General features: G+C 69.6%; 22 protein-coding genes. 12 read left to right on the top strand and 10 right to left on the bottom strand.

Going from position 1 to position 23720, the window contains the following annotated elements:
* Window positions 1–40 precede the first annotated feature (40 nt).
* Window positions 41–616: a ribosome hibernation-promoting factor, HPF/YfiA family gene (gene hpf, locus DLJ49_RS06315; protein ID WP_115392688.1), complete on the top strand. Its 576-nt coding sequence runs from the start codon at window positions 41–43 to the stop codon at window positions 614–616.
* 49 nt (window positions 617–665) lie between these two features.
* Window positions 666–1130 (top strand): PTS sugar transporter subunit IIA, encoded by a 465-nt coding sequence (locus DLJ49_RS06320; protein WP_115392689.1) that lies wholly within the window; start codon window positions 666–668, stop codon window positions 1128–1130.
* A 10-nt stretch (window positions 1131–1140) separates the two neighbouring features.
* On the opposite strand, the gene DLJ49_RS06325 is transcribed toward DLJ49_RS06320, so the two are convergent.
* The 8 genes from DLJ49_RS06325 to cysQ all read right to left on the bottom strand — a co-directional run bounded on the left by DLJ49_RS06325 (window position 1141) and on the right by cysQ (window position 10127).
* Window positions 1141–2499, bottom strand: a complete 1359-nt coding sequence (locus DLJ49_RS06325; protein ID WP_369932500.1) for a nodulation protein NodH — start codon at window positions 2497–2499, stop codon at window positions 1141–1143.
* A 63-nt stretch (window positions 2500–2562) separates the two neighbouring features.
* Window positions 2563–4275, bottom strand: a complete 1713-nt coding sequence (locus DLJ49_RS06330) for a DUF5927 domain-containing protein (protein WP_115392691.1) — start codon at window positions 4273–4275, stop codon at window positions 2563–2565.
* On the bottom strand, window positions 4272–5282 hold the full coding sequence (locus DLJ49_RS06335) for a glycosyltransferase family 2 protein (protein WP_115392692.1): 1011 nt from the start codon (window positions 5280–5282) through the stop codon (window positions 4272–4274). The genes DLJ49_RS06330 and DLJ49_RS06335 overlap by 4 nt, the downstream gene beginning before the upstream one ends.
* 142 nt (window positions 5283–5424) lie before the next feature.
* Window positions 5425–6504, bottom strand: coding sequence for a glycosyltransferase family 2 protein (locus DLJ49_RS06340; protein WP_233488785.1), 1080 nt, complete (start codon window positions 6502–6504; stop codon window positions 5425–5427).
* The gene (gene galE, locus DLJ49_RS06345) at window positions 6491–7477 is read right to left on the bottom strand and encodes a UDP-glucose 4-epimerase GalE (RefSeq protein ID WP_115392694.1); all 987 of its coding nucleotides are present in this window, start codon (window positions 7475–7477) and stop codon (window positions 6491–6493) included. The genes DLJ49_RS06340 and galE overlap by 14 nt, the downstream gene beginning before the upstream one ends.
* Window positions 7478–7498: 21 nt before the next feature.
* A complete protein-coding gene (gene galU, locus DLJ49_RS06350) occupies window positions 7499–8395 on the bottom strand; it encodes a UTP--glucose-1-phosphate uridylyltransferase GalU (protein ID WP_115392695.1) in 897 nt (298 codons plus the stop codon).
* Between the two features lie 130 nt (window positions 8396–8525).
* The gene (locus DLJ49_RS06355; protein ID WP_115392696.1) at window positions 8526–9326 is read right to left on the bottom strand and encodes a 3-deoxy-manno-octulosonate cytidylyltransferase family protein; all 801 of its coding nucleotides are present in this window, start codon (window positions 9324–9326) and stop codon (window positions 8526–8528) included.
* Window positions 9327–10127 carry a 3'(2'),5'-bisphosphate nucleotidase CysQ gene (gene cysQ / locus DLJ49_RS06360; RefSeq protein ID WP_115392697.1) on the bottom strand — a complete coding sequence of 267 codons (801 nt, stop codon included), beginning with the start codon at window positions 10125–10127 and terminating at the stop codon, window positions 9327–9329. It abuts the gene before it with no gap.
* Between the two features lie 127 nt (window positions 10128–10254).
* Between cysQ and DLJ49_RS06365 the strand changes: the two genes are divergently transcribed.
* The 3 genes from DLJ49_RS06365 to DLJ49_RS06375 all read left to right on the top strand — a co-directional run bounded on the left by DLJ49_RS06365 (window position 10255) and on the right by DLJ49_RS06375 (window position 12912).
* Window positions 10255–11112: an ABC transporter permease gene (locus DLJ49_RS06365; RefSeq protein WP_115392698.1), complete on the top strand. Its 858-nt coding sequence runs from the start codon at window positions 10255–10257 to the stop codon at window positions 11110–11112.
* Window positions 11109–11717 carry a COG3650 family protein gene (locus DLJ49_RS06370; protein WP_158547411.1) on the top strand — a complete coding sequence of 203 codons (609 nt, stop codon included), beginning with the start codon at window positions 11109–11111 and terminating at the stop codon, window positions 11715–11717. The genes DLJ49_RS06365 and DLJ49_RS06370 overlap by 4 nt, the downstream gene beginning before the upstream one ends.
* Before the next feature lie 439 nt (window positions 11718–12156).
* Window positions 12157–12912: a VPLPA-CTERM sorting domain-containing protein gene (locus tag DLJ49_RS06375; protein WP_115392699.1), complete on the top strand. Its 756-nt coding sequence runs from the start codon at window positions 12157–12159 to the stop codon at window positions 12910–12912.
* 21 nt (window positions 12913–12933) lie between these two features.
* Here the strand turns inward: DLJ49_RS06375 and DLJ49_RS06380 are convergent, their stop codons facing one another.
* Window positions 12934–13551: an alpha-ketoglutarate-dependent dioxygenase AlkB family protein gene (locus tag DLJ49_RS06380; protein WP_115392700.1), complete on the bottom strand. Its 618-nt coding sequence runs from the start codon at window positions 13549–13551 to the stop codon at window positions 12934–12936.
* Between the two features lie 190 nt (window positions 13552–13741).
* On the opposite strand from DLJ49_RS06380, the gene dnaK reads away from it, so the two are divergent.
* The 3 genes from dnaK (at window position 13742) to radC (ending at window position 17878) form a co-directional block, all read left to right on the top strand.
* Entirely contained in the window at window positions 13742–15670 is a 1929-nt protein-coding gene (gene dnaK / locus DLJ49_RS06385) for a molecular chaperone DnaK (RefSeq protein WP_115392701.1), read from the top strand.
* A gap of 80 nt (window positions 15671–15750) precedes the next feature.
* Window positions 15751–16917, top strand: a complete 1167-nt coding sequence (gene dnaJ / locus DLJ49_RS06390; protein ID WP_115392702.1) for a molecular chaperone DnaJ — start codon at window positions 15751–15753, stop codon at window positions 16915–16917.
* Between the two features lie 175 nt (window positions 16918–17092).
* Window positions 17093–17878: a RadC family protein gene (radC, locus tag DLJ49_RS06395; protein ID WP_115392703.1), complete on the top strand. Its 786-nt coding sequence runs from the start codon at window positions 17093–17095 to the stop codon at window positions 17876–17878.
* Between the two features lie 24 nt (window positions 17879–17902).
* On the opposite strand, the gene secA is transcribed toward radC, so the two are convergent.
* Entirely contained in the window at window positions 17903–20644 is a 2742-nt protein-coding gene (gene secA, locus DLJ49_RS06400) for a preprotein translocase subunit SecA (protein WP_115392704.1), read from the bottom strand.
* Between the two features lie 170 nt (window positions 20645–20814).
* Here secA and DLJ49_RS06405 point away from each other — a divergent pair, with 170 nt between their 5' ends.
* From DLJ49_RS06405 to DLJ49_RS22035, 4 genes are all read left to right on the top strand, one after another.
* Window positions 20815–21651, top strand: coding sequence for a peptidylprolyl isomerase (locus DLJ49_RS06405; RefSeq protein WP_115392705.1), 837 nt, complete (start codon window positions 20815–20817; stop codon window positions 21649–21651).
* 3 nt (window positions 21652–21654) lie between these two features.
* On the top strand, window positions 21655–22881 hold the full coding sequence (argJ, locus tag DLJ49_RS06410; RefSeq protein ID WP_233488787.1) for a bifunctional glutamate N-acetyltransferase/amino-acid acetyltransferase ArgJ: 1227 nt from the start codon (window positions 21655–21657) through the stop codon (window positions 22879–22881).
* 103 nt (window positions 22882–22984) lie between these two features.
* Window positions 22985–23383, top strand: coding sequence for an 8-oxo-dGTP diphosphatase MutT (gene mutT / locus DLJ49_RS06415; RefSeq protein ID WP_115392706.1), 399 nt, complete (start codon window positions 22985–22987; stop codon window positions 23381–23383).
* Between the two features lie 126 nt (window positions 23384–23509).
* Window positions 23510–23647 carry a hypothetical protein gene (locus DLJ49_RS22035; RefSeq protein WP_199533313.1) on the top strand — a complete coding sequence of 46 codons (138 nt, stop codon included), beginning with the start codon at window positions 23510–23512 and terminating at the stop codon, window positions 23645–23647.
* The last annotated feature ends 73 nt before the right edge of the window (window positions 23648–23720 follow it).

Genomic DNA, 23720 nt, shown 5'->3' on the forward strand with positions numbered 1-23720 from the left:
GCCCGCGACCGCCGGCCGGGAGACAACCGGAGGAGACCCCATGCGCTACCAGATCAGCGGACACCAGATCGACATCGGCGACGCCCTGCAGACCCATGTCGAGACCGAGCTCAACGCGGTCGTGGCCAAGTATGCAGAGCGCCCGACCGACGCGACCGTGATCTTCTCGCGCAACGCTCACGAGTATGTCTGCGAGGCGGTGGTGCACCTCTCGACCGGGCTGACGGCGCAGGCCAAGGCGCATGCCACCGAGATCTACGCCGCCTTCGACGCCTGCGCGTCGAAGATGGAAAAGCAGCTGCGACGCTACAAGCGCAGGTTGAAGGATCATCACCGCACCCGGAAGGAGCCGGTTGAAGTATTGGCGGCACCTTCGTATATCCTCGCCCGATCCGAGGAGGAGGACGAGGCGAACGAGCCGGAGAGCCTGCAGCCCATGATCATCGCCGAGATGGAGACGCGGGTGCCCGCGCTCTCGGTCGGCGAAGCGGTCATGCAGATGGAACTGGCAGGCGCCCCGATCCTTGTTTTCCGCAACGAGGGGCATAACGGCGTGAATGTCGTGTATCGGCGCGACGACGGTAATATCGGCTGGATCGACCCACAGGCCACCTGAGAGAGGCGCCCGGCAGAGAGAGGCGCCGGGCGAGGAACGAGGGCAGGCAATGAACCTTTCGGACATCCTCAAGCCGGAGGCGGTCAGGGTCGTCTCCGAGACGATGAGCAAGAAGCGCCTGTTCCAGAAGATCGGCGACGTCGCGCATGACGTCTACGGCTGCGCGGGCGCGGGCTGCGCCGAGGCGCTGATCGAGCGCGAGGCGCTGGGGCCGACGGGCGTCGGCCACGGCATCGCCCTGCCGCATGCCCGGCTGGCCGGCGTCGACGAGGTGCGCGGGCTGTTCTTCAAGCTCGAGCACCCGATCGAGTTCGATGCGGTCGACCGGCAGCCGGTCGACCTGGTGTTCGCGCTGATCGCGCCGTCCGAGGCGGGCGTGCAGCACCTCAAGGCGCTGGCGCTCGTCTCGCGCACCATGCGCGACCCCGCGATCTGCGGAAAGCTGCGCGCCAACGGCCTCGCGGACACGCTGCACACGGTGCTGACCGAGGGTCAGTCCTCGGCCGCCGCCTGACCCAGGGGGCCTAGCCCTGACCGCCCTTGCCCCAGGGGCGGAAACCGAACGCCATGTAGTCGCGGTTGTGCAAGTCGCGCACTGCGCGCTCCAGCGCCTCGTCGTGGATCGCGGCCAGCGGCACGGGCGATGCCTCCTGCTCATCGGGTACGGGCGGCGGCGCGGCACAGCCCGCTTGCCGGGCGAGCCAGGTCAGCCCCTCGTCCAGCCTTGCCTCGCGCAGCACGACGTCCGGCACGACCAGGTCGGCCGCGCCTGCCAGCAGGGCATGCTGGCTGGCCCAGGCCGGGTCGGCGCGCAGGCTGGTCTGGCCGGCATTGGTCGCACGCGCCACCTCGAGAAAGCCCATGAACGCTGCCCGATGCGCGGCCGCATCCCAGCCCGGGCCGGGGCCGTGCTCGGGCAGCGGCACGCCGTAGCGCTCGCGCATCGCGGTGCGGGCAGCGGCGAACGGCCCCTCGCCCGCGGGCAGCAGGTGGCGGCAGAACACCCGGTGCATCCGCTCCAGCGGGTGGGTGACGACGGCGAAGGCACGGCCGTCCTTGTTGCGATTCTTCCACTGGCGCAGCGTCTTCTGGGTGAAGTCGCGCTCCACTCCGCCACCGAACCCGGCGAGCCACCCCTCGACGCGCCGCTCCGGCCCACCGGGGCAGGGGATGTGGAGAAGCGGCGCCGACACGGCCGCCACCCAGCCCCGCACGCCCGGCCCCCGTGACGGCTCGAGGGCCGCAGCCGGCGCGGCGCGGGCGCCCAGCGCCGCCGCCATCTCGCCGGGGTTTTCCACCTTCTGCTCCAGCGGCTCCGGGTTCTGCCGCTTGAGCTTGCCGGTGAGCCTCTCCAGCTTGTGATCCGCCCCGAGGAAGCGGGCGAGCCCGTTGAGCACCGCCACCTCGCCGAGCTCGGCATGGTCGATGGCAAAGGGCGCTTGGCCCGTCTCCTGCAGCACGCGCCGCACGCGGGCGCGAAACCCCTCCTGAGCCGTTTGGAACGCCTCGAACTCGGCGGCATCGAAGCGGGCCCTGGCCACCCTGCGGTCTTTCGCGTCGGTCAGCTTCCACTGGCCCGTGCGCTCGGCGATCTTGAGCGACACGTAGCTGTCCAGCGCGTCGCGCGTCAGCACCACCTTGGCCACCCGGGGGTCGGGCAGCACCGCGTCGAGCACGCGCGGATCGTGGTCGTGGAAGAAGCGGAAACCGGCAAGGCCCTCGGTGCCCGCCTGCATCGCGCGGATCAGCGCCATCGGATCGGCCTCGCGGCCGGCGAGATCAACGCCGAACATCTCTGCTTCGCCCTGGTGGCCGACGAAGGCCGGGTTGAACGCCTCGCCGTGGCAGGCAAGGCCCGGATAGAGGTTGATCGCCTCTTCCAGCGCGTTCGAGCCGGTGCGCATCCCGGCGATCACCACGAACAGGTCGAACCGGCCCGCCATCGGCTACCGCACGAGATAGGGGCGCGGTCGCGCGTCGCCGGGCGGCGTCGGGGCATGGCCGACGGGAAAGTCGCCCGGCAGGTGCAGGTTCATCCCGTCGTTCCTGAGCCGCTGCAGGAAGGCACCGAACCCGTCGAGCGACGCCAGCACCGGCGCCTCGGTCGGCCGGCGCGGGGCGCGGGGGGCGATCTCGTCGAGGATGGGGGCGAGATTCTCCATCGGGGCCTCGAGGAACTCGGCGAGGCCCCATGCCCGGACGCGCGCCTTGACCCAGCCCGACCGCATCAGCGCAAGATACGCGAGCTCGACCTTCTGCAGGCGCGCGGCCTCCTTGCGCAGGGCGCTGCCGGTCAGCTCGCCCGCCTGCTCGCGGGCGAAGAGCGTGAGCGCCCAGGCGCCCGCGACGATCGAGACCTGCGCGTTGGGGTCGCCGGCGACGAAGCGCATGACCTCCTGCGCGTCGGCCGGGCCGAACATGAAGCACTGGCGCTCACCCCGCGTGGCCCAGACGAGGTTGGCGAGGAACGCCTCGGGGTTGTAGTCGCGGAGCGCGGCACTGTCCGACAGGCAGCCGTTATGCACCTGCGCGCCGCCCGCGAACGCCACCCGCCCCGGCGCAAAGAGGTGACCGTGCACGCGTAGCCCCGTAGTCTTGCCCAGCCACGCCTCGAAGCCGGGAAACGTCTCGGCGAAGCCGGCAAAGACGGAGTAGGGCGCGGCGGTGCGCGCGGCGTCGAGGCGGCGGGCGGGAAAGCGGCTCTGCATGATGAGGCCGGGCCGCCCCTGCACCCGCCGGTCGGTCGCGCGGGAAAACAGCCGGTCGATCTTGCCCGGGTTCGGCTCGGCGTTCCTGGTCACCTTGGGGTCGTTCGACAGGAAAGAGGCATAGAGCAGGTCGGCCCACGGCCAGATCTTGCGCGCGAAGAAGCAGTCGGACCGGCGCAGCAGTTGCAGATGGTCGTCATAGAACGAATGCGGGCGCCCGAAATGGTCGAACTTCGACAGCGTGAGCGACCGGCTCTCCACCCGGCGCGCATGCAGGCGCACCAGCGTCTGGAAATAGCTCTCGTCGGGGATCCAGACGGAGCGGAAGAAGCGGTCGAGCTCGCGCCGGCGCGGGTCGTGCAGGATCGCCTCGAGCGTGGGCCGCGACAGGCACCACCATTGCGAGCCGAGATGCGGCGCGATCCCCTCCGGCAGCGGGCGGGTCAGCCCGAGCCGCTTCTGTGCGCCCGTCACCGCATCGAACAGCCGCCGGTGCCGGCGGAACGGTACCGGAAAGCGCAGGGCGAAGCGGTCACGGTCGAAGCCGCCCTTCGTCCAGACCACGTCGTCGATCGTGACGCTTTCGATGAAGTCGGTCTCGGGTCGGGCGGCGAGGTAGGCTTGCAGTTCGGGCAGGGGCCGCAACGGCAGGCACGATCCCGAGCAGAGGTAGACATGGCGCAGGCCCGGGTGGGCCGTCAGCAGGTCGCCGCAGGCGTCGAGCGTGGCACCGACGATGCCCCACATGCCCCATTCGCAACGGTGGCGGCGGCTGGCGAAGGCGATGCCGCGCACGCCCGCCAGCCCCTGCGCGAACGGCTCGAACGCGGACCGCGGCACCTTGCGATCGGCATGGATCACGACGGGGCAGCCCGAGGCGGCGAGGTGGCGCGCGACCTGTGCCGCCCGGTCGAGCGCGGTGTGAACCAGCATGACGAAGCCGACGCTCACGCCCAGTTCCCCTTGGACATGAGGCCGAGGATCTCGAGCTGACGCCAGTTGATGTATCGCTCCGACCACTCGGTCCACAGGTCGGGCGAGTGCTCGAGCCCGGCGCGGTAGGCGGCGTATTCGCGCCCGCCGTCGTAATGCTCGCCGCGCTCGGCCTCTTCCGCCGCCTTGTCGCGGATCGTGTGCAGGAACTTGGCGTGCAAGAGCGCGCCCGATGCCGCCTCGCCCCCCGACTGGTCGTAGGTGAGGTTGAGGCCGCGCGGCAGCAGCATGTGGGTGGAATGGACGTAGGCATAGCGCCGCCGCCATTTCACCAGCGGAATCTTGTTGAGCGCGGGTGCCGCCGCCGGCCGGTCGGCAAAGAAGGCGCGGGCGCGCGGGCCGCCCTGGATCCACAGGTTGCGCAGGTCGGGGTTCCGCTGGATCGTGTAGTTCGACCCGTCGAACCATTGCGCGATCTCGAAAGGATCCTGCCCCTCGGCGTAGGGGGTCTCGTCCACCGGCCCCTTCGGATACATATCGATCAACATCGCCGAGAACGACCGCAGCCCGCAATCGTCGAGCCAGTCGGTGAGGGCGGGCAGGGGGCGCGTGTCGCAGAACGGATAGACGAAGAACTCGTCGGCATCGACGGTCAGGCACCAGTGCCCGTGACCGTGGCGGAACAGCAGCGCGCCCACCCAGTCCATCCCGAAGCGGGCGGCGGCATAACTGCCGTCGGCCCGCCAGAGCGACACGTCGTCGTGGCCCGCGAGAAACTCGGCCGAGCCGTCGATCGAGCCGTTGTCGACCACGAGGAAATGGCCGACGCCGAGGCGGCGGTAATAGTCGAGGAAATACGGCAGGCGGATGCGCTCGTTGCGCAGGCAGGCGAAGAGCAGCACGTCGCGCGCGCCGGTCGCGCCCGTTCGGTCGGCCACGGCGGTGAGCTGGCCGCGCCGCCGCAGCGAGCGCCACAAGAGCCCGCGACGGCGCCAGCGCAGGCGATATGAGTGGATCCAGCCCAGCCGTCAGCCCTGCCTGCTTGCCCCTCGCGTCACGTGCGCGATCCTGCCCATCAGAGGTTAACCCTCCGTTTTCCCTGACCGCCTTTCATGCGGCGGCAGGCGCGCGCCCCCACGCACGCGAAAGGCTACGCGAAGCCTTCGCTCACGTCCATCCGCCCGACGACATCAGCCCCAGCCGCTCGAGCTGCCGCCAGCCCTCGTAGCGGGTGGCCCTGTCGTGCCAGAGCACCGGGTCGGCGGCGAGCGCGTCGTGGTAGGCGCCGAAGCGGGCCGGGTCGCCGAAATGCTCGGCCCGATGATCGGGGTCGGCCGAGCGTTGCACGATGGTATTCAGGAACTTGGTGTGAAGCAGCGCGCCCGACAGCCGCGGGTCGCCGGGCCCCTCCCACGCGAGGTTGAGGCGGGGCGGCAGCAGCGCGTGGCACGAGTTGAGATAGGCGTGGGTGCCGCGCCACCTGACCAGCGGAAGCTTGTTCAATGTGGGGGCGCGGCGCGGATCGTCTCCGAAAAAGACACGCTCGCGCGGGCCGCCCTGCACCCAGAGGTTGCGCGCGGGCCGCTGGCGGCGGGCGCGGTAGGGGCCGGCATCGAACCAGGGGAGCGCCTGCACGGGGTCGTCGCCGGGGCGGTAGGGCGTGCCCGACAGGCGGCCCTCGGGGTAGAGCTCGACCATGAGCGCGCCGAGCGCGGGCTGGCGGCGGCGGTCGAGCTCGGCCGCCAGCGCCGTGATCGGGCGCTCTTCCCAGTGGGGATAGACGAACAGCTCGTCGGCATCGAGCGTCAGCACCCAGTGGCCGGCGGCGTGGCGGCGGGCGAGCCAGCCCAGCCAGTCGACGCCGAAGCGGGCGGCGCGATAGCTCGCCCGCGTCTCCCACAGGGCCACGTCGGGCTGGGCCGCGAGCAGGTCGCGCGTGCCGTCATCACTGGCGTTGTCGACGACGAGGAACCGGTCGACGCCGATCCGACGGTGATGGGCGAGCCAGAAGGGCAGGCGCGCGGCCTCGTTCCGAACGGTGGCGAGGCAGAGCACGGCGGCCTTCGACACGGGCCGGAGCGGGGTGACGCACGCCAGCTCGCCCCGCTTGCGCCAGGCGCGGAAGAGCAGGCGGCGGCGCTTCCACCGCATGCGGTAGGCTTGCGCCGCACGGGTCAGGGGGCCGGGGATGTCCTCCGGCGCCGTCATGGTCTCGCGGCGCCCGGCCGGCGCGTCAGGCCCGTCCATTCCGGGGCGACTGGTGCCAGCGCCAGGCGTCGGCGATCATCTGCGGCAGGGTCGAACGGGCGGGGCGCCACCCCAGCTCCTCGATCGCGCGGGTCGAGCCGGAGACGAGGCGCACCGCGTCGCCCGGGCGCCGCGGCCCCTCGACCACCGGCACCTCGCGATTGGTGACGGCGCGCGACTGCTCGACCACCTCGCGTACCGAAAAGCCCTTGCCGGTGCCGAGGTTGAAGACGCGCGAGGGTTTGCCCGCCTCGAGCCAGTGCAACCCCAGCACATGCGCGTCGACGAGATCGGAGACATGCACGAAATCGCGGATGCAGGTGCCGTCGGGCGTGTCGTAATCGGTGCCGTGGAGCGTCAGTGCCGGCCGCAGCCCGGCGATGGCGTCGAGCATCAGCGGGATCAGGTGCGTCTCGGGGTCGTGATCCTCGCCCACCTCGCCCTCGGGATCGGCGCCGGCCACGTTGAAGTAGCGGAAGATCACGTGGCGCAGGCCGTGGGCGGCCTCGAAGGTGCGCAAAATCTCCTCGATGGCGCGCTTCGAGGCGCCGTAGGCGTTGATCGGGTGCTGCGGCGTCTCTTCGGTCAGCACGACGCCGTCCTGGTCGCCATAGGTGGCGCAGGTCGAGGAAAAGACGAAGCGATCGCAGCCGGCGGCCACCGCGGCCTCGGCAAGGTTGACCGCGCCGAGCACGTTCTCGCGCCAGTAGCGGCCGGGATCGGCCATCGACTCGCCGACCTGGCTCAGCGCGGCGAAGTGCATGACGGCGGCGGGGCGGTGCCGCGCAAAGGCGCGGTCGACGCTCTCGCGGTCGGTCAGGTCGCCGCGCTCCAGGGGGCCGAACCTGACCGACTGCTCCCACCCGGTCGACAGGTTGTCGAAGGCGACGGGGGTATACCCCGCGAGCGCCAGCGCCTTGCAGGCATGCGCGCCGACGTAGCCGGCACCGCCGGTGACGAGGATGGTCGTCATCTGGCCCCTCGCTGCAAGCCCCTACTGCGCGGCGTCGCGCACCGCCGACAGCTCCGACAGGTAGTCCGCGAACTCGCCGTTCAGGTCGTCGCGCGCGAGACCGAAGGCCACGGTCGCCTGGAGGAAGCCGGCCTTCGACCCGCAATCGAAGCGCTGGCCGTTGAAACGGTAGCCCCAGACGCCGGAGCCGTCGATCTCCCGGGCGATGGCGTCGGTCAGCTGGATCTCGCCGCCCGCGCCGGGATCGACCTCGTTGAGCGTGTCCATCACCGAGGGCGGCAGGATGTAGCGCCCGATGACGGCGAGGTTGGACGGCGCGTCTTCCGGCCTCGGCTTTTCCACCATCTTGCGCACGCCGACCACGGGACCGGCATCGTCGCCCACGTCGAGGATGCCGTAGGCCGAGGTCTTGTCGTGCGGCACCTCCATCGCGGCGACCATGCAGCCGGTCGACCCCGCCGCCTCGTAGGCCTCGACCATCTGCTGCAGGCACGGCTTTTCGGAGGCGATCACGTCGTCGGGCAGGATGACGGCGAAGGGCTCGTCGCCGACCAGGCGCCGGCCGCACCAGACCGCGTGACCGAGGCCGCGGGGCTGCTGCTGGCGGACATAGGCGATGGCGCCCGAGGGCATGGTCGTCTCGTTGAGCATGCGCAGCAGGCCGTCCTTGCCTTTCTCCTTCAGGGTCGCCTCGAGTTCCGGCGCGCTGTCGAAATAGTCTTCCAGCGCCGACTTGCCGCGCGAGGTGACGAAGATGAAATCGGTGATGCCGGCGGCGCGGGCCTCGTCGATGGCGTACTGGATCAGCGGCCGGTCGACGAGGGTCATGATCTCCTTCGGGATGGACTTGGTGGCCGGCAGGAACCTCGTCCCGAGCCCGGCCACGGGAAAGATTGCCTTGGTCACCTTGCGTTGCATGCGTCGTCCCTTCTGGTCGCTGTCGTCTGTGCCGCCCTGCCCGTGCTGCCTTCATATAGGTCGCCGGGCGTTGAAGCACGGTTAATCCGGGTTAAACCTGACATCCGCCGCGCCGATTCGCAGCGGTGCCTCATTCGAGACCGGCTTCGCCCAGCATCCCCTCGATCACGGAGACGTCCGAGGGGTTGTTCAACTCCCAGAATGGCCGCTCTCGCGCATCCACGTCAACGCAGGCCACCGGCAGACCCGCCTCCAGGAACCGGAGCTGCTCGAGCCCCTCGAGCCGTTCGAGACGCCCCTCGGGCAGGGCCGGATAGGCCGCGAGCGCCTCGGCCCTGTAGGCGTAGAGGCCGACATGGTGAAAGACCGGCGTCGGCTCGGCATCGCCGTAGGTGGCGGCCGAAAAGGGAAGCACCTCCTTGGAGAAGTAGAGCGCACGGCCGCCCTCGCCGAAGACGGCCGTGGTGCCTCCCACGCGCCCGGCGGCGCGGTCGGCGATCAGGGCCGCGCGCTGCGCGCCGGTGCAGCGGAGCACGGGCGTGGCCATCGCGGCGCCCGCGTCGGCCGCCAGCCCGTCGAGCAACGCGGGCACGAACCACGGCGGGGTAAGCGGGGCGTCGCCCTGAAGATTGACGATCACGTCATGGCCGCCGCCAAGCGCGGCGTGGGCCTCGGCGCAGCGCTCGGTGCCGTTGCGCGCCTGCTCCGACGTCATCACCACCTCGGCGCCGAACGCCTCGGCCACGCCCGCGATCCGCGAATCGTCGGTCGCCACCACCACCCGGTGCCCGCCCGGCACCGCGCACGCCGCCTCCCAGCTGCGCTGGATCAGCGGCTTGACGGTGCCGGTGGCTCCCCGCAGCCCCACCAGCGGCTTGCCCGGATAGCGCTGCGAAGCATAGCGCGCGGGGATGACGATGAGCGCCCGCACTCAGCCCGCCGGCTGCAACTCGACGCCCGGCGCGCAGGCGATGAAGAACGGGTTCTCGTAACCCGGCTTGCCGTAGGTGAAGGGGCCGTGATCGTCGAAGCGCAGCATCCGTCCACCCGCGCCGCGCAGCACCGCGTCGGCGGCGGCGGTATCCCACTCCATCGTGCGGCCGAGGCGCGGATAGAGGTCGGCCTCGCCCGAGGCGACGAGGCAGAACTTGAGCGACGAGCCGGCCGAGGCGAACTCGGCCACGTCGTAGCGCGCGATGTAGTCGTCGGTGGCCTGGTCGCGGTGCGATTTCGAGGCGACCACCCGCAGCGCGGCGTTGTCCGGCTTGGCGACAAAGAGAGGCCGGATCTCGCCGGGCGTGTCGGGGTCGTGCGGGCCCGCCTCCTCGACCGAGCGGCCCGCGGCATCGGTGTAGAACAGGCGGCCGCGGGCGGGGGCGTAGACGACGCCGCGGATCGGCACCCCGCCTTCGACATAGGCGATGTTGACGGTGAAGTCGCCGCGCCGCTGCACGAACTCCTTCGTGCCGTCCAGCGGATCGACGATGAGGAAGGTGTCGGCGTGCTCGGCATGGGTCGCGGCCTGCTCCTCGGTCACCACCAGAACACCGGGAAACGCCGCGGCGAGGCCCGCGGCGATCAGCGCATCGGCGGCCTCGTCTGCCTCGGTCACGGGGCTCGCGTCGGCCTTGGCGCGCACCTCGAAGTCGCGGGCCTCGTAGATCTGCATGATCGTCGCCCCGGCCTCGAGCGCGAGGCGGCGCAGGGTCAGGGCGAGACGGTCATGGTCCAAGGCGGGCTCCTTCCTGCCGCGACGGCGACATTGCCGGGTGCGATCCCTGCGGCTTATCCTCGCCGGTAACCGCGGGGCAAGGGCACGCTGCCAAAGTCCTGCCCGAATACCCCCATAGGGAGCGCGAATGTCAGATGCGACCCGCCATGCACGGCCTCTCGCGGGCGACAGCGCCTCGTCGCGCGGGGAGCGGGCGCGCTCGGCCCTGCAGCTGGCCGACCTGATCTACCATGCCACGGTGCGCCACCTGCGGCGCGACCACGGCAACGCGGTGATCGGGATCCTGCTCAACATCATGCAGACGGTCGTCTTCGTGATGGCCTTCTTCTTCATGTTCTCGCTTCTGGGGCTGCGCGGCTCGGCGATCCGGGGCGACTTCCTGCTCTACATCATGTCGGGCGTGTTCCTGTTCATGACCCATACCAAGGCGATGTCGGCCGTGGTGGGGGCCGAGGGGCCCTCGAGCCCGATGATGAAGCACGCGCCGATGAACCCGATCGTGGCGGTCTCTGCGGCGGCGCTGTCGTCGCTCTACATCCAGGTGCTCTCCATGGTGGTCGTGCTGTGGGTGTACCACGCGGCCTTCGTGCCCATCACCATCCACGACCCCGTGGGCGCGATGGGCATGGTGCTGCTCGCGTGGTTCTCGGGCGCGGCCATCGGCATGGTCTTCTACGCGCTCAAGCCGTGGATCCCCGATGTGGTGAAAGTGGTCTCCCAGGTCTATTCGCGGGCCAACATGATCGCGTCGGGCAAGATGTTCGTTGCCAACGCGATGCCGGGATACATCCTCGTCTTCTTCACCTGGAACCCGCTGTTCCACACGATCGACCAGGCACGCGGCTACATCTTCCTGAACTACAACCCGCATTTCTCGTCGGTGAGCTACCCGCTCTACCTGTCCGTCGGGCTGATGTTCCTCGGCCTGATGGGCGAGTTCTACACCCGGCGCACCGCCTCGATCAGCTGGGAGGCGAAGCGGTGAGACGTGCGGCACTGTTTGCCCTCATCCTCGCCGCCGGGCCGGCCCCCGCGCAGGAGTTCGTGCCCCGGCTCTACGATGTCGCGGGGGTGGCAGAGGGCGACGTGCTGAACGTGCGCGCCGCGCCCTCGGCCTCGGCCGAAGTGGTGGCGACGCTGCCGCCCGACCGGCGGCGGGTCGAGGTGATCGGGCTCGACGACGGCGCGAACTGGGGCCGGATCGGCCTGCCCGAGGGCGAGGGCTGGGTGTCGCTCGCCTTTCTCGAGCGACGCTACCTCGGCGAGGCGGGCATGGCGCCCGGCATGCGCTGTATCGGCACCGAGCCGTTCTGGTCGGTGACCTTCGGCGAGGGCGGCGCGACATGGTCGTCGCCCGGCGAGGAGCGGTCGTTCGGGGTGGCGGCCGACCGCTCGGCGCCCTCGTCGGACGCCCGTGTCTACGGCTGGGCCGAGACGGGCGCAGGCGCAACGCTGTCGGGTTCCGTCGTCGCCGCCTCGTGCTCCGACGGGATGAGCGACCGCCCGTGGGGCTGGGTCGCGGGCATCGTGCGGCGCACGGGCGGCGAGGTCGAGCTGCTCTCGGGCTGCTGCACGCTGTCGTCGCAATAGCGGCATGGCGAGACGGGCGGGTGCGCCCACGGGGTCGCTGCCTCGTCGCCGCTCTCTTTCGCTCCCGCCCGCGCCGTCGTGGCGGGGGCCGGGCCGTGCATCTGGATAGCCGCAGGGACGGCGCCGTCGCTGGCCGGATCCGGGTTGCCCGGGGCGCGCGGCCCCGGACCGTCGGTCATTATCGGTACTCTCGCGGTACATCGGCCTGTCGGACCGCCCTCGCGAGAGGGCCGGTGGCCGGCTGGGCTACAGGCGCGCCGGCCCGGCGGCCGGTCCCGCAGGGACGCGTCGGGAGCGGGGTATAGCGGCGCCGCGCGAATCGGGCGTTCCCCGTGCGCACGGACTCGCCCGACCCGCAGTGCGGTCCTAGAGTTTTACCCTAGGGCATTTTATGGTATGCAATCATGGTGCGTTCAGTATGCCGAGCAGGAGGTGACCGATGCAGCGGTTCCTTGCGGTTCTTGCCATGATCTTTCCACTCTCCGCGCCGGCGGCGCCCATCGAATGGGGTTTCGCGGGGACGGTGACGGGGATCCGCTTCGACGAACGGTCGGAAACCTACGACCGTGCGTCCGTCTCCGCCTTTGCCGACATTGGCGACCCGTTCGCCATGACCGTCAAATTTGACCCTGCGTCATTTGAGCTTCAGAACGCTTTTCCGAACAGAACCGACTACAGGCACGACGCCACTCGTGGAATCGACTACCTCGTGCGGATCGTCCTGAATGGAACGACCTTCGAATTCGACAGCGCGATCCCGAGGGCCGGCGTCGTCGACGACACGACCCATGGGGGCAACGATACGCTGTCGATCAGCCAATTCGTCGAGACCGGCATCTCTACGTCCAGTACGACGATCGCGAGCACCCGGAGGTCGGACGGCTCGCCGATCTCTCGTCCCGTATCGGCCTTCGCCGGGGGCTTCCAGATCATCGGCCGGGACCCGCCGAACGTGATACCGAACGACTCCTTCGGCGGCGCCCTCGCCCGGTTCGGTGCGTTCGAGACCTTCATAGGGCAGATCGACCTCGGGCCGGACGGCGGATCGGGTATCCTCTTTCGCTCCGAGGATCTGGAAGTGGTCTCGGGGCCTCCGATCATCCCTCTTCCCGCGAGCGTCTGGACATTGCTCGCTGCCATCGGTGGGCTTGCGACTCTGGCACGACGGCGCCAGGCGCGGCCGGCCGAGGCATGATGCGCACCCCTTGCGGCGCGCTCACAGCGCGACGCGCAGCGTCAGGTTGAGGCGGCCGCCCTCGCGCAGAAGCGTCGAGGTGCCGGGCTTCACCCGGTCGATTCCGTGGTGCAGGAGACGCGCCTTGCCGCCCATCACCAGCACGTCGCCCGAGCGCAGCCAGAGCGACTCGGTCTTTCCGCCGCGCTCGCGGTTGCCGATGCGGAAGAGCGCGTCGTCGCCCAGCGAGATCGACACGACGGGATGCGCGAAATCGGCCTCGTCGCGATCCTGGTGCATCCCCATCTTCGCGCCCGCGTCGTAGAAGTTGACGATACAGCAATCGGGGTCGGCCGAATCGCCCGAGACGGCTCGCCAGACCGCCAGCGCCTCCGGCGGGATCGGCGGCCACGGGGCGCCCGAGGGGTGGCGGGGCTCGTAGCGATATCCCCGGCGGTCGGATACCCAGCCGACGCGGCCTGCCGATGTCATCCGCACCGACATCTCGCGCCCGCGCGCCGTGACCGGGCGAAACAGCGGCGCGGCCTCGACCACGCGGCGCACCGCCTGCACCATCGCCTCCTGCGCGGGGCGGTCGAGCAGGCCGGGATACACGGCCACGCCGCGCACGTTCAGGGCAGGCTCCCGTGGCTCCGACATTGCTCTCCTTCCCGTGAGGGCCTCGCTTGCAGGGCCGAAACCGCGCTCCTATATCAGCCCGGATCGGGGCGGCGGGCCGCCAATCCCGCCCGTCCCACACGCCACAACCGAAGCCAACCCCGTGGGATCGGGGCTCGGGGGCCGGAACGGGCCCGCGCCCCAGCACATCGCCAGAAAGAGGTACTACGCAATGGGCAAAGTCATCGGGATCGACCTCGGCACGACGAACAGCTGCGTCGCCATCATGGACGGGTCGCAGCCCCGCGTGATCGAGAATGCCGAGGGCGCGCGCACCACGCCCTCGATCGTCGCCTTCACCGACAACGAGCGGCTGGTCGGCCAGTCGGCCAAGCGCCAGGCCGTCACCAATTCCGAAAACACCATCTTCGCCGTCAAGCGCCTGATCGGCCGCCGCATGGGCGACGCCGAGGTGGAAAAGGACAAGGGCCTCGTGCCCTACAAGATCGTCGACGGCGGGCAGGGCGACGCCTGGGTCGAGGTGAAGGGCGAGAAATACAGCCCCAGCCAGATTTCCGCCTTCATCCTGCAGAAGATGAAGGAGACGGCCGAGTCCTATCTCGGCGAAGAGGTCGACCAGGCGGTCATCACCGTGCCGGCCTACTTCAACGACCAGCAGCGCCAGGCCACCAAGGATGCCGGCAAGATCGCCGGCCTCGAGGTGCTGCGCATCATCAACGAGCCGACGGCCGCCGCACTGGCCTACGGGCTCGACAAGAAGGACAGCAAGACCATCGCCGTCTACGACCTTGGCGGCGGCACCTTCGACATCACGATCCTCGAGATCGACGACGGCCTGTTCGAGGTGAAGTCGACCAACGGCGACACGTTCCTCGGCGGCGAAGACTTCGACATGCGGATCGTCAGCTACCTCGCCGACGAGTTCAAGAAGGAGCACGGCGTCGACCTGCGGAAGGACAAGATGGCCCTTCAGCGCCTCAAGGAGGCGGCCGAGAAGGCCAAGATCGAGCTGTCCTCGTCGAGCCAGACCGAGATCAACCAGCCCTTCATCTCGATGGACCCCAACGGCGGCCAGCCGCTGCACATGGTGATGAAGCTGACCCGCGCCAAGCTGGAAAGCCTGGTGGCCGACCTGATCAAGAAGTCGATCGACCCCTGCAAGGCCGCGCTGAAGGATGCCGGCGTGTCGGCGGGCGACATCGACGAGGTCGTGCTGGTGGGCGGCATGACGCGGATGCCCAAGGTCGTCGAGGAAGTGACCAAGTTCTTCGGCAAGGAGCCGCACAAGGGCGTCAACCCGGATGAAGTGGTCGCCGCCGGCGCCGCGATCCAGGCCGGCGTGCTGCAGGGCGACGTCAAGGACGTGGTGCTGCTCGACGTCACGCCGCTGTCGCTCGGCATCGAGACGCTGGGCGGCGTGTTCACCCGCCTGATCGACCGCAACACCACGATCCCCACCAAGAAGAGCCAGATCTTCTCGACGGCCGAGGACAACCAGAACGCGGTGACGATCCGCGTCTTCCAGGGCGAGCGCGAGATGGCGGCCGACAACAAGCTGCTCGGCCAGTTCAACCTGGAAGACATTCCGCCCGCGCCGCGCGGCATGCCGCAGATCGAGGTGACCTTCGACATCGACGCCAACGGCATCGTGTCGGTGTCCGCCAAGGACAAGGGCACGAACAAGGAGCAGAAGATCACCATCCAGGCCTCGGGCGGCCTCGACGAGGACGAGATCGAGCGCATGGTCAAGGAGGCCGAGAGCCACGCCGAGGACGATAAGAAGCGGCGCGAGCTGGTCGAGACCAAGAACCAGGGCGAAAGCCTCGTGCATTCGACGAAGAAGTCGCTCGAAGAGCACGGCGACAAGGTCGATCAGTCGACGGTCGAGGCGATCGAGCTCGCCATGCAGCCGCTCGAAGAGGCGCTGCAGGGCGACGATGCCGGCAAGATCAAGTCGGGGATCCAGAACCTGACCGAGGCCGCGATGAAGCTCGGCGAGGCGATCTACAAGGCCGAACAGGAGAAGTCGGGCGGCGGCGACACGGCCGATGGCGATGACGGCCCGTCGAGCGTCGACGAGGACATCGTTGACGCCGACTTCGAGGATCTCGGCGAGGACGACAACAAGCGTGCCGGCTGAGGCCCAATCTTGGCCTCGCGCGCGGCCGGTCCGGATGATCCCGGGCCGGCTGCGTCGTTCGAGGGGAGGGACGACACCCCATGGCGAAACGTGATTTCTACGAGGTGCTCGGCGTTGCCCGCGGCGCGTCGGACGACGAGATCAAGAAGGCCTATCGCAAGAAGGCGAAAGAGCTTCACCCCGACCGCAACGCGGACAATCCCGAGGCCGAGGCCCAGTTCAAGGAAGTGAACGAGGCCTACGAGGCGCTCAAGGATCCCGACAAGAAAGCCGCCTACGATCGGTTCGGCCATGCCGCCTTCGACGGCGGGATGGGCGGCGCCGGGCGGCGCCCCGGCGGCCCGGGCGGCTTCGGTGCCGGCGGGCAGGGCGACTTCGCCTCGGCCTTTTCCGACGTGTTCGACGACCTGTTCGGCGACTTCATGGGCGGACGTGCCGGTGCGGGGGGCCGGAGCCGCGCCTCGCGCGGGGCAGATCTGCGCTACAACCTGCGGATCACGCTGGAAGAGGCGTATTCTGGCCTGCAGAAGACGATCAAGGTGCCCTCGTCGGTCACCTGCGCCGAATGTTCCGGCACCGGGGCCGAGGGCGGCGCCGAGCCCGTCGCGTGCCCGACCTGCGCCGGCATGGGCAAGGTGCGCGCGCAGCAGGGATTCTTCACCGTCGAGCGGACCTGCCCGACCTGCTCGGGCCTCGGCCAGATCATCAAGAACCCCTGCACCGCCTGCGGCGGCGCCGGTCGCGTCGAGAAGGAGCGCGCGCTGTCGGTCAACATCCCCGCCGGGGTCGAGACGGGCACGCGCATCCGCCTCGCCGGCGAGGGCGACGCGGGCCTGCGCGGCGGGCCGCCGGGCGACCTCTACATCTTCATCGAGGTGACCGAGCACGAGATCTTCCAGCGCGACGGGGTGAACCTCTATTGCCGCGTGCCCGTGAGCATCACGGCTGCCGCCCTCGGCGGCGATATCGAGGTGCCCACGATCGACGGCGGCCGCGCCCGCGTGAAGGTGCCCGCCGGCAGCCAGACCGGCAAGCAGCTGCGCCTGCGCGGCAAGGGGATGCCGGCGCTGCGGGGGCAGGCGCTGGGCGACATGTTCATCGAGCTGGCCGTCGAGACGCCGGTCAACCTGACCGGGCGCCAGAAGGAACTCTTGCGCGAGTTCGAGAAGCTGTCCGAAGACAACAACCCCCATCGGTCAAGCTTCTTCGACCAGGTCAAGAGCTTCTGGGACGGGATGAAGGGGTGACCGAGGCCCGGACGGAACGGCCGCCGGGCAGAGCATGGACGGCCGCGACGCCCCCGGGCCGCACGGCGCAGGCCGCCGTTGGCCGCTCGCGCCAGATGCCGGGCTATCTCTCCCTGCTCGCTTTCCTCTCCCGCCCTTAACCCATCGTTCACCAGAATCGCGCGACGGTCGGGCGATGCGCTCCGACCCGTCCTTTTCCGAGGCCCCCATGCCGCTCTTCGGCGGCGACGAGGCCGTGCCCGTTGCCCTGCCGCCGCGCGGCAAGCGGCACGGGCGGGTACCCGAGCCGCCCTCCTACATCAAGGATCACCGGCAGCGCCTGCGCGCGCGCTTCCTCGACGGCGGCGCCGAGGCCCTGCCGGATTACGAGATGCTGGAGCTGGTGCTGTTCCGCGCGATCCCGCGGGCCGACGTCAAGCCGCTCGCCCGCTGCCTGCTCGACTCGTTCGGCGATTTTGCCCGCGTACTCTCCGCTCCGCCCGCGCGCCTGCGCGAGATCGACGGTGTGGGCGAGGCCGTGATCTGCGAGCTCAAGGTGGTCGAGGCCGCCGCGCACCGGCTGGCCCGCGCCCGCGTCATCCAGCGCCCCGTGATTTCCAGCTGGGACGCCGTGATCGACTACGTGCGCACCGCCATGTCGCATCTCGAGACCGAGCGCTTTCGCGTCCTCTACCTCGATCGAAAGAACGTGCTGATCGCCGACGAGGCGCAGGGCACAGGCACGGTCGACCATGTGCCGGTCTATCCGCGCGAGGTGATGAAGCGCGCCCTGGAGCTTGGCGCCTCGGCGCTGATCCTCGTGCACAACCACCCCTCGGGAGACCCCACGCCGAGCCGGGCCGACATCGACATGACGGCGCAGATCGAGGCCGCGGGGCAGGTTCTGGGCGTGACGCTGCACGACCACATCATCGTCGGCAAGAGCCGCGAGGTCAGCCTGCGCGGCGCCGGCTACCTCTGACGAGCCTGCCGCGTCCGCGCAGCCCTACAGGCTGCCGTGGCAGTGCTTGAACTTCTTGCCTGAGCCGCAGGGGCAGGGCTCGTTGCGGCCCGGGTTGCCCCACGTGGCCGGATCGGATTCGACGAAACCGGGGCGCGGCGCCTCGGCCGCCTCGGCCACGGCCGCGCCACCTCCATTGACACCCGCGGGCTCGGGTTGCCGGGCGGCCTGCGGCGCCTCGGCTGGGGCCTGCATCTGCCGTTGCTGGGCGAGCAGCTGCTCCATCATCTGCTTCTGCTCGTCCTCGCTCAGCGGACGGATCTGCGACAGCTTCTGCACGACGTCGCCCCGCAGCCCATCGAGAAGGCCGGAGAAGAGCTGAAAGGCTTCGGTCTTGTACTCGTTCAGCGGGTCGCGCTGCGCGTAGCCGCGGAAGCCGATGACCGATCGCAGATGCTCGAGCCTGAGCAGGTGATCCCGCCATTTTTGGTCGATCGTCTGCAGCAGCACCTGCTTCTCGATGTTGCGCATGGTCTCGGGGCCGAACGCGGCCGCCTTCTGCGCCATGAACTCGTCGGACGCCTTGTAGAGCCGTTCGCGGATGTCGTCGTCGTCGACGCCCTCTTCGGCCGCCCACTGCTCGACGGGCACGTCGAGCCCCAGCTTGTCGCGCGCCTCGGCGGCGAGCGCCTCGGTCTCCCACTGGTCGGCATAGGCCTTTTTCGGCATGTAGGTGTCGACCAGGTCGTCGATCACCTGGTGGCGCATGTCGCGGACGATCTCGCCGACCTCTTCCGCCTCCATGATCTCGCGCCTCTGGCCGAAGATCACCTTGCGCTGGTCGTTCATCACGTCGTCGAACTTCAGCAGCTGCTTGCGGATGTCGAAGTTGCGCCCCTCGACCTTCGCCTGCGCCTTTTCGAGCGACTTGTTGACCCAAGGGTGAACGATGGCCTCGCCCTCCTTCATCCCCAGGCGGGTCAGCATCTTGTCGAGCCGCTCCGACCCGAAGATGCGCATCAGGTCGTCCTCGAGCGAGAGGTAGAATTGCGAGCGCCCCGGGTCGCCCTGCCGGCCCGAGCGGCCGCGCAGCTGGTTGTCGATGCGGCGGCTCTCGTGGCGCTCGGTGGCCAGCACGAAGAGGCCGCCCGCGTCCTTAACCTTCTGCTCCTCGGCCGCGTGCTGGGCCTCGACGCGCTTGCGGATCTCTTCGGGGTCGGTCTCGGGCTCGGCGGCGATGGCCTCCATCACCTTGAACTCGACATTGCCACCCAGCTTGATGTCGGTGCCGCGGCCGGCCATGTTCGTGGCGATCGTGACGGCCCCCACCTTGCCTGCATCGGCGATGATCTGCGCCTCCTGCTCGTGGTGGCGGGCGTTGAGCACGTTGTGCGGGATCTGCGCCGTTTCGAGGAACCTCGACAGCATCTCCGACTTCTCGATGCTGGTCGTGCCGACAAGCACGGGCTGCCCGCGTTCGTGCGCCTCGCGGATCGCCGCGACGATGGCATCGAATTTCTCTTTCGCGGTACGGAAGACCTGATCGTCCTCGTCGGCGCGTGCGATCGGCACGTTCGTGGGCACCTCGACCACGCCGAGGCCGTAGATCGTCATGAATTCCTCGGCCTCGGTGGCGGCCGTGCCGGTCATGCCCGACAACTTGTCGTAGAGCCGGAAGTAGTTCTGGAACGTCACCGAGGCGAGCGTCACGTTCTCGGGCTGGATCTTGCAGCCCTCCTTCGCCTCGATCGCCTGGTGCAGGCCGTCGGACAGGCGGCGGCCGGCCATCATGCGGCCGGTGAACTCGTCGATCAGCACGACCTCGCCGTTGCGGACGATGTAGTCCTTGTCCTTGTTGAACATCACGTGCGCCTTGAGCGCCTGGTTCACGTGGTGAACGATCGTGGTGCTCTCGGGGTCGTAGAGCGGCTGATCCTCGGGCAGCAGGCCCATCTCGTGCAGCCGCTGCTCGAGAAACTCGTTGCCCTCGTCGGTGAAGGTCACGTTGCGCTGCTTTTCGTCGAGCGAATAGTGCTCCTCGGTCAGCTCGGGGGCGAGCTTGTCGACGGCCTGGTAGAGTTCCGAGCGGTCCTGGCTTGGGCCCGAGATGATCAGCGGCGTGCGCGCCTCGTCGATCAGGATCGAGTCGACCTCGTCGACGATGGCGAAGCCGTGGCCCCGCTGGCTCATCTCCGACAGTTCCGACTTCATGTTGTCGCGCAGGTAGTCGAAGCCGAGCTCGTTGTTCGTGGCGTAGGTGATGTCGGCCTTGTAGGCCGCCTTCTTCTCGGCGTCGGGCTGCTGGGGCACGACCACGCCGGTCGTCATGCCGAGCGCGGCAAAGACCTTGCCCATCCACTCGGCGTCTCGTCGGGCAAGGTAGTCGTTGACCGTCACGATGTGCACCGGGTCGCCCGAGAGCGCATTGAGATAGGCCGGGAAGGTGGCGACCAGCGTCTTGCCCTCGCCCGTCTTCATCTCGGCGATGTTGCCCTGATGAAGGAAGATGCCGCCCATCAGCTGCACCTCGAAGGCATGAAGGCCCAGCGCCCGGCGGGCCGCCTCGCGGCAATTGGCGAACGCCTCGGGCAGCACCTCGTCGAGGCTCTCGCCCTCGGCCACGCGCTTGCGCAGCTCTTCGGTCTTGGCGATCAGGCCCTCGTCGGACAGCTTGTGGAAATCGGGCTCGAGCGCGGTGATCCGCTCCACCGTCGGGCGGGTGGCCTTGATCTTGCGGTCGTTCGGCGTGCCGAAGACCTTTCGTGCGACGGTCTTGAAACCCAGCATGTCTCTCGCTTTCGTGCGCTCGTTCGGGGGCGAGGGCGGTTGCCGACCCTCCCTCGCGGCGTTACGAAGCGCGTGACGCGAGCGGCCCGGCCCTCGGACCTGAGGCGATGTAAGAGGCCGCTCTTTCGGAGTCAACGCCGCCCCCTCGCGGCACGAAAGGAGCATCGCGCATGCAGCCCCGCCTCGTCGCACTCGCGGGGGCGTTCGCCCTCGGCCTCGCCGCCACGCCTCTGGCCGCGCAGGACGCCGATACCGTGGTCGCCACGGTGGGCGGCACCGAGATCACGATCGGTCACATGATCGTCGCCCGGCAGACCCTTCCGCGCCAGTACCAGCAGCTGCCCGACGAGGTGCTGTTTCCCGGCCTGCTCGACCAGCTGATCCAGCAGAACGCGCTGGCGCAGTCGCTCGAGGATCCGACGAAGGCCACGCAGCTCACCATCGAGAACCAGCGCACCGGCCTTCTCGCGGGCGAGGCGCTGGGCATGGCCGGGCAGGATGCGGTGACCGAGGAGGCGATCGAGACCGCCTACGAGGACCGCTACGCAGAGGCCGAGCCGTCGACCGAGTACAACGCCTCGCACATTCTCGTGGAGACCGAGGAGGAGGCGCAATCGCTGATCGGCCAGATCGACGAGGGGGCCGACTTCGCCGAGCTCGCCCGCGAGCACTCGACCGGCCCCTCCGGCCCCGACGGCGGCGCGCTGGGCTGGTTCGGCGCGGGCATGATGGTCCCCGAGTTCGAGGAGGCGGTGATGGCGCTCGAGGCGGGAGAGGTCTCGCCCCCCGTCCAGACCCAGTTCGGCTGGCACGTGGTCAAGCTGAACGAGACGCGCATGGCTGACGCCCCGCCGCTGGAGGAGGTGCGCGCCGAGATCGCGGAAGAGCTGCGGCAGCAGGCGGTCGAGGCCCGCATCGCCGAGGTGGTCGAGCAGGCCGACATCACGCGCGCCGAGATCGACGTCGATCCCGCGATCCTGTCCGACCTCTCGCTCGTCGCCGAGTAAGCGGTGGGCGGCGCCCTGCCCGTCTCGCCGCTCGCGCCCGAGCGGTTCCCCGATCTGCCCGGGATCGCAGGCGCGCGCTTCGCCTCCGCAGAGGCGGGCGTGCGCACTCCCGGCAGGGTCGATGTGACGCTCGCCCTGCTCGACCCCGGCACGACGGTGGCGGGCGTCTTCACCCGCTCGTCGACCCGCTCCGCCCCCGTGCGCGACTGCGAGGCAAAGCTGCGGGCGGGCGTGCCCGGCGGCGCGGCCTTCCTCGTCAACTCGGGCAATTCCAACGCCTTCACCGGGCAGGCCGGCGATGCGTCGGTCTCGGCCCTCTGCGCCGCCGTGGCGCGAGCGGCCGGCGTGCCCGAGGGGCGCGTCTTCACCGCCTCGACCGGCGTGATCGGCGAGCGCCTGCCGCATGACCGGATCGCCGCGGCGGTCGACGGGCTCGTGGCCGGCGCAGCGCCCGGCGGACTGGCGGAGGCCGCCCGCGCCATCATGACGACCGACACGTTCCCCAAGGGCGCGGTGCGGGTCGTCGAGACACCGCAAGGCCCCGTCACCGTCGCCGGCATCGCCAAGGGCTCGGGCATGATCGCGCCCGACATGGCCACGATGCTCGCCTTCCTCTACACCGATGCCGCCTGCCCGTTCGGCGCCCTCCAGCGGCTGACCGAGCGCGCGGCGAATGCCAGCTTCAACCGCGTCACGGTCGACGGCGACACCTCGACCTCCGACACCGTGCTCGTGGCCGCCACCGGCGCCTCCGCCATCGACGTCAGCGAGAGCGCGCCCTTCGCCGCCGCGCTCGAGGCGGTGATGGCCGACCTCGCCCGCCAGATCGTGCGCGACGGCGAGGGTGCCACCAAATTTGTCGAGGTGCGCGTGACCGGCGCCGCCTCGGCCGACGACGCCCGCCGCGTGGCCCGCGCCATCGCGGAGTCGCCGCTGGTCAAGACCGCGATCGCCGGCGAAGACCCCAACTGGGGCCGCGTCGTGATGGCGGTGGGCAAGTCCGGCGCCGAGGCCGACCGAGATCGCCTGGCGATCCGTTTCGGCGACATTCTCGTGGCCGAGAAAGGCTGGGTCGCCGAGAGCTACCGCGAGGAAGACGGCGCCGCCTACATGAAGAACGCCGAGCTGGTCATCGCGGTCGACCTCGGCCTCGGCCCCCACGAGAGCTTGATGTGGACCTGCGACCTGACCGAGCAGTACATCCGCATCAACGCCGATTACCGCTCCTGAGCCGGCCCATGCCCCGCCCCCCTGCTTCTTCTTGCTGCAAATATCCCCGCCGGAGGCTTCCGCCGCCGCCCCTCGCGCGAGCGCCGGGCCCGGAGCGCGTCGGATGAAGGTTGTCCTCGTGGCGGCGGTGGCGCTGGTCGACGCCGACGGGCGGGTGCTGCTCGCCCAGCGACCCGAGGGAAAGAGCATGGCCGGGCTCTGGGAGTTCCCCGGCGGGAAGGTAGAGCCGGGCGAGACCCCGGAGGCCGCCCTCATGCGCGAGCTGCACGAAGAGCTCGGCATCGAGACGTGGGAGAGCTGCCTGGCGCCCCTCACCTTCGCAAGTCATTCCTACGCCGATTTCCACCTGCTCATGCCGCTCTTCGCCTGCCGGAAGTGGCAGGGCACGCCCGAGGCCCGCGAGGGCCAGCGCCTTGCCTGGGCCGTGCCGGCGCGGTTGCGCGACTACCCGATGCCGCCGGCCGACCTGCCCCTGATCCCGCACCTTCGCGACTGGCTCTGACCTGCCACACCTTCATGAAATGCCACAAATTTGTGCGCAATCACCGGGTATGCGACGGATTTACAGGTGAAAGGTGAACGACGGGTGACTATAGTCGGTCGAGGTTTGCTGAAAGGGAGAGGGGTCATGCTCCGCACCATCGTCATGGGCAGCTGCGTCTCGGTGCAGGGCCTGTTCGTCAAGAGCCTGCCGGGCGGGCGGATCATCGTGCGCGTCGGCGAGCGGCTCTATGCGGGCACGCCGGTCGGCCTCGGCACCGCCTGACACCGGCAAGCGCATCGCAAGACGCAGAAAGGGCGCCCGGTGGGCGCCCTTTTCGCCGTTTGGAACCGGCGGC

Origin of the sequence: Rhodovulum sp. 12E13, from assembly GCF_003340565.1 — a bacterium.
Classification (GTDB): domain Bacteria; phylum Pseudomonadota; class Alphaproteobacteria; order Rhodobacterales; family Rhodobacteraceae; genus HLUCCA09.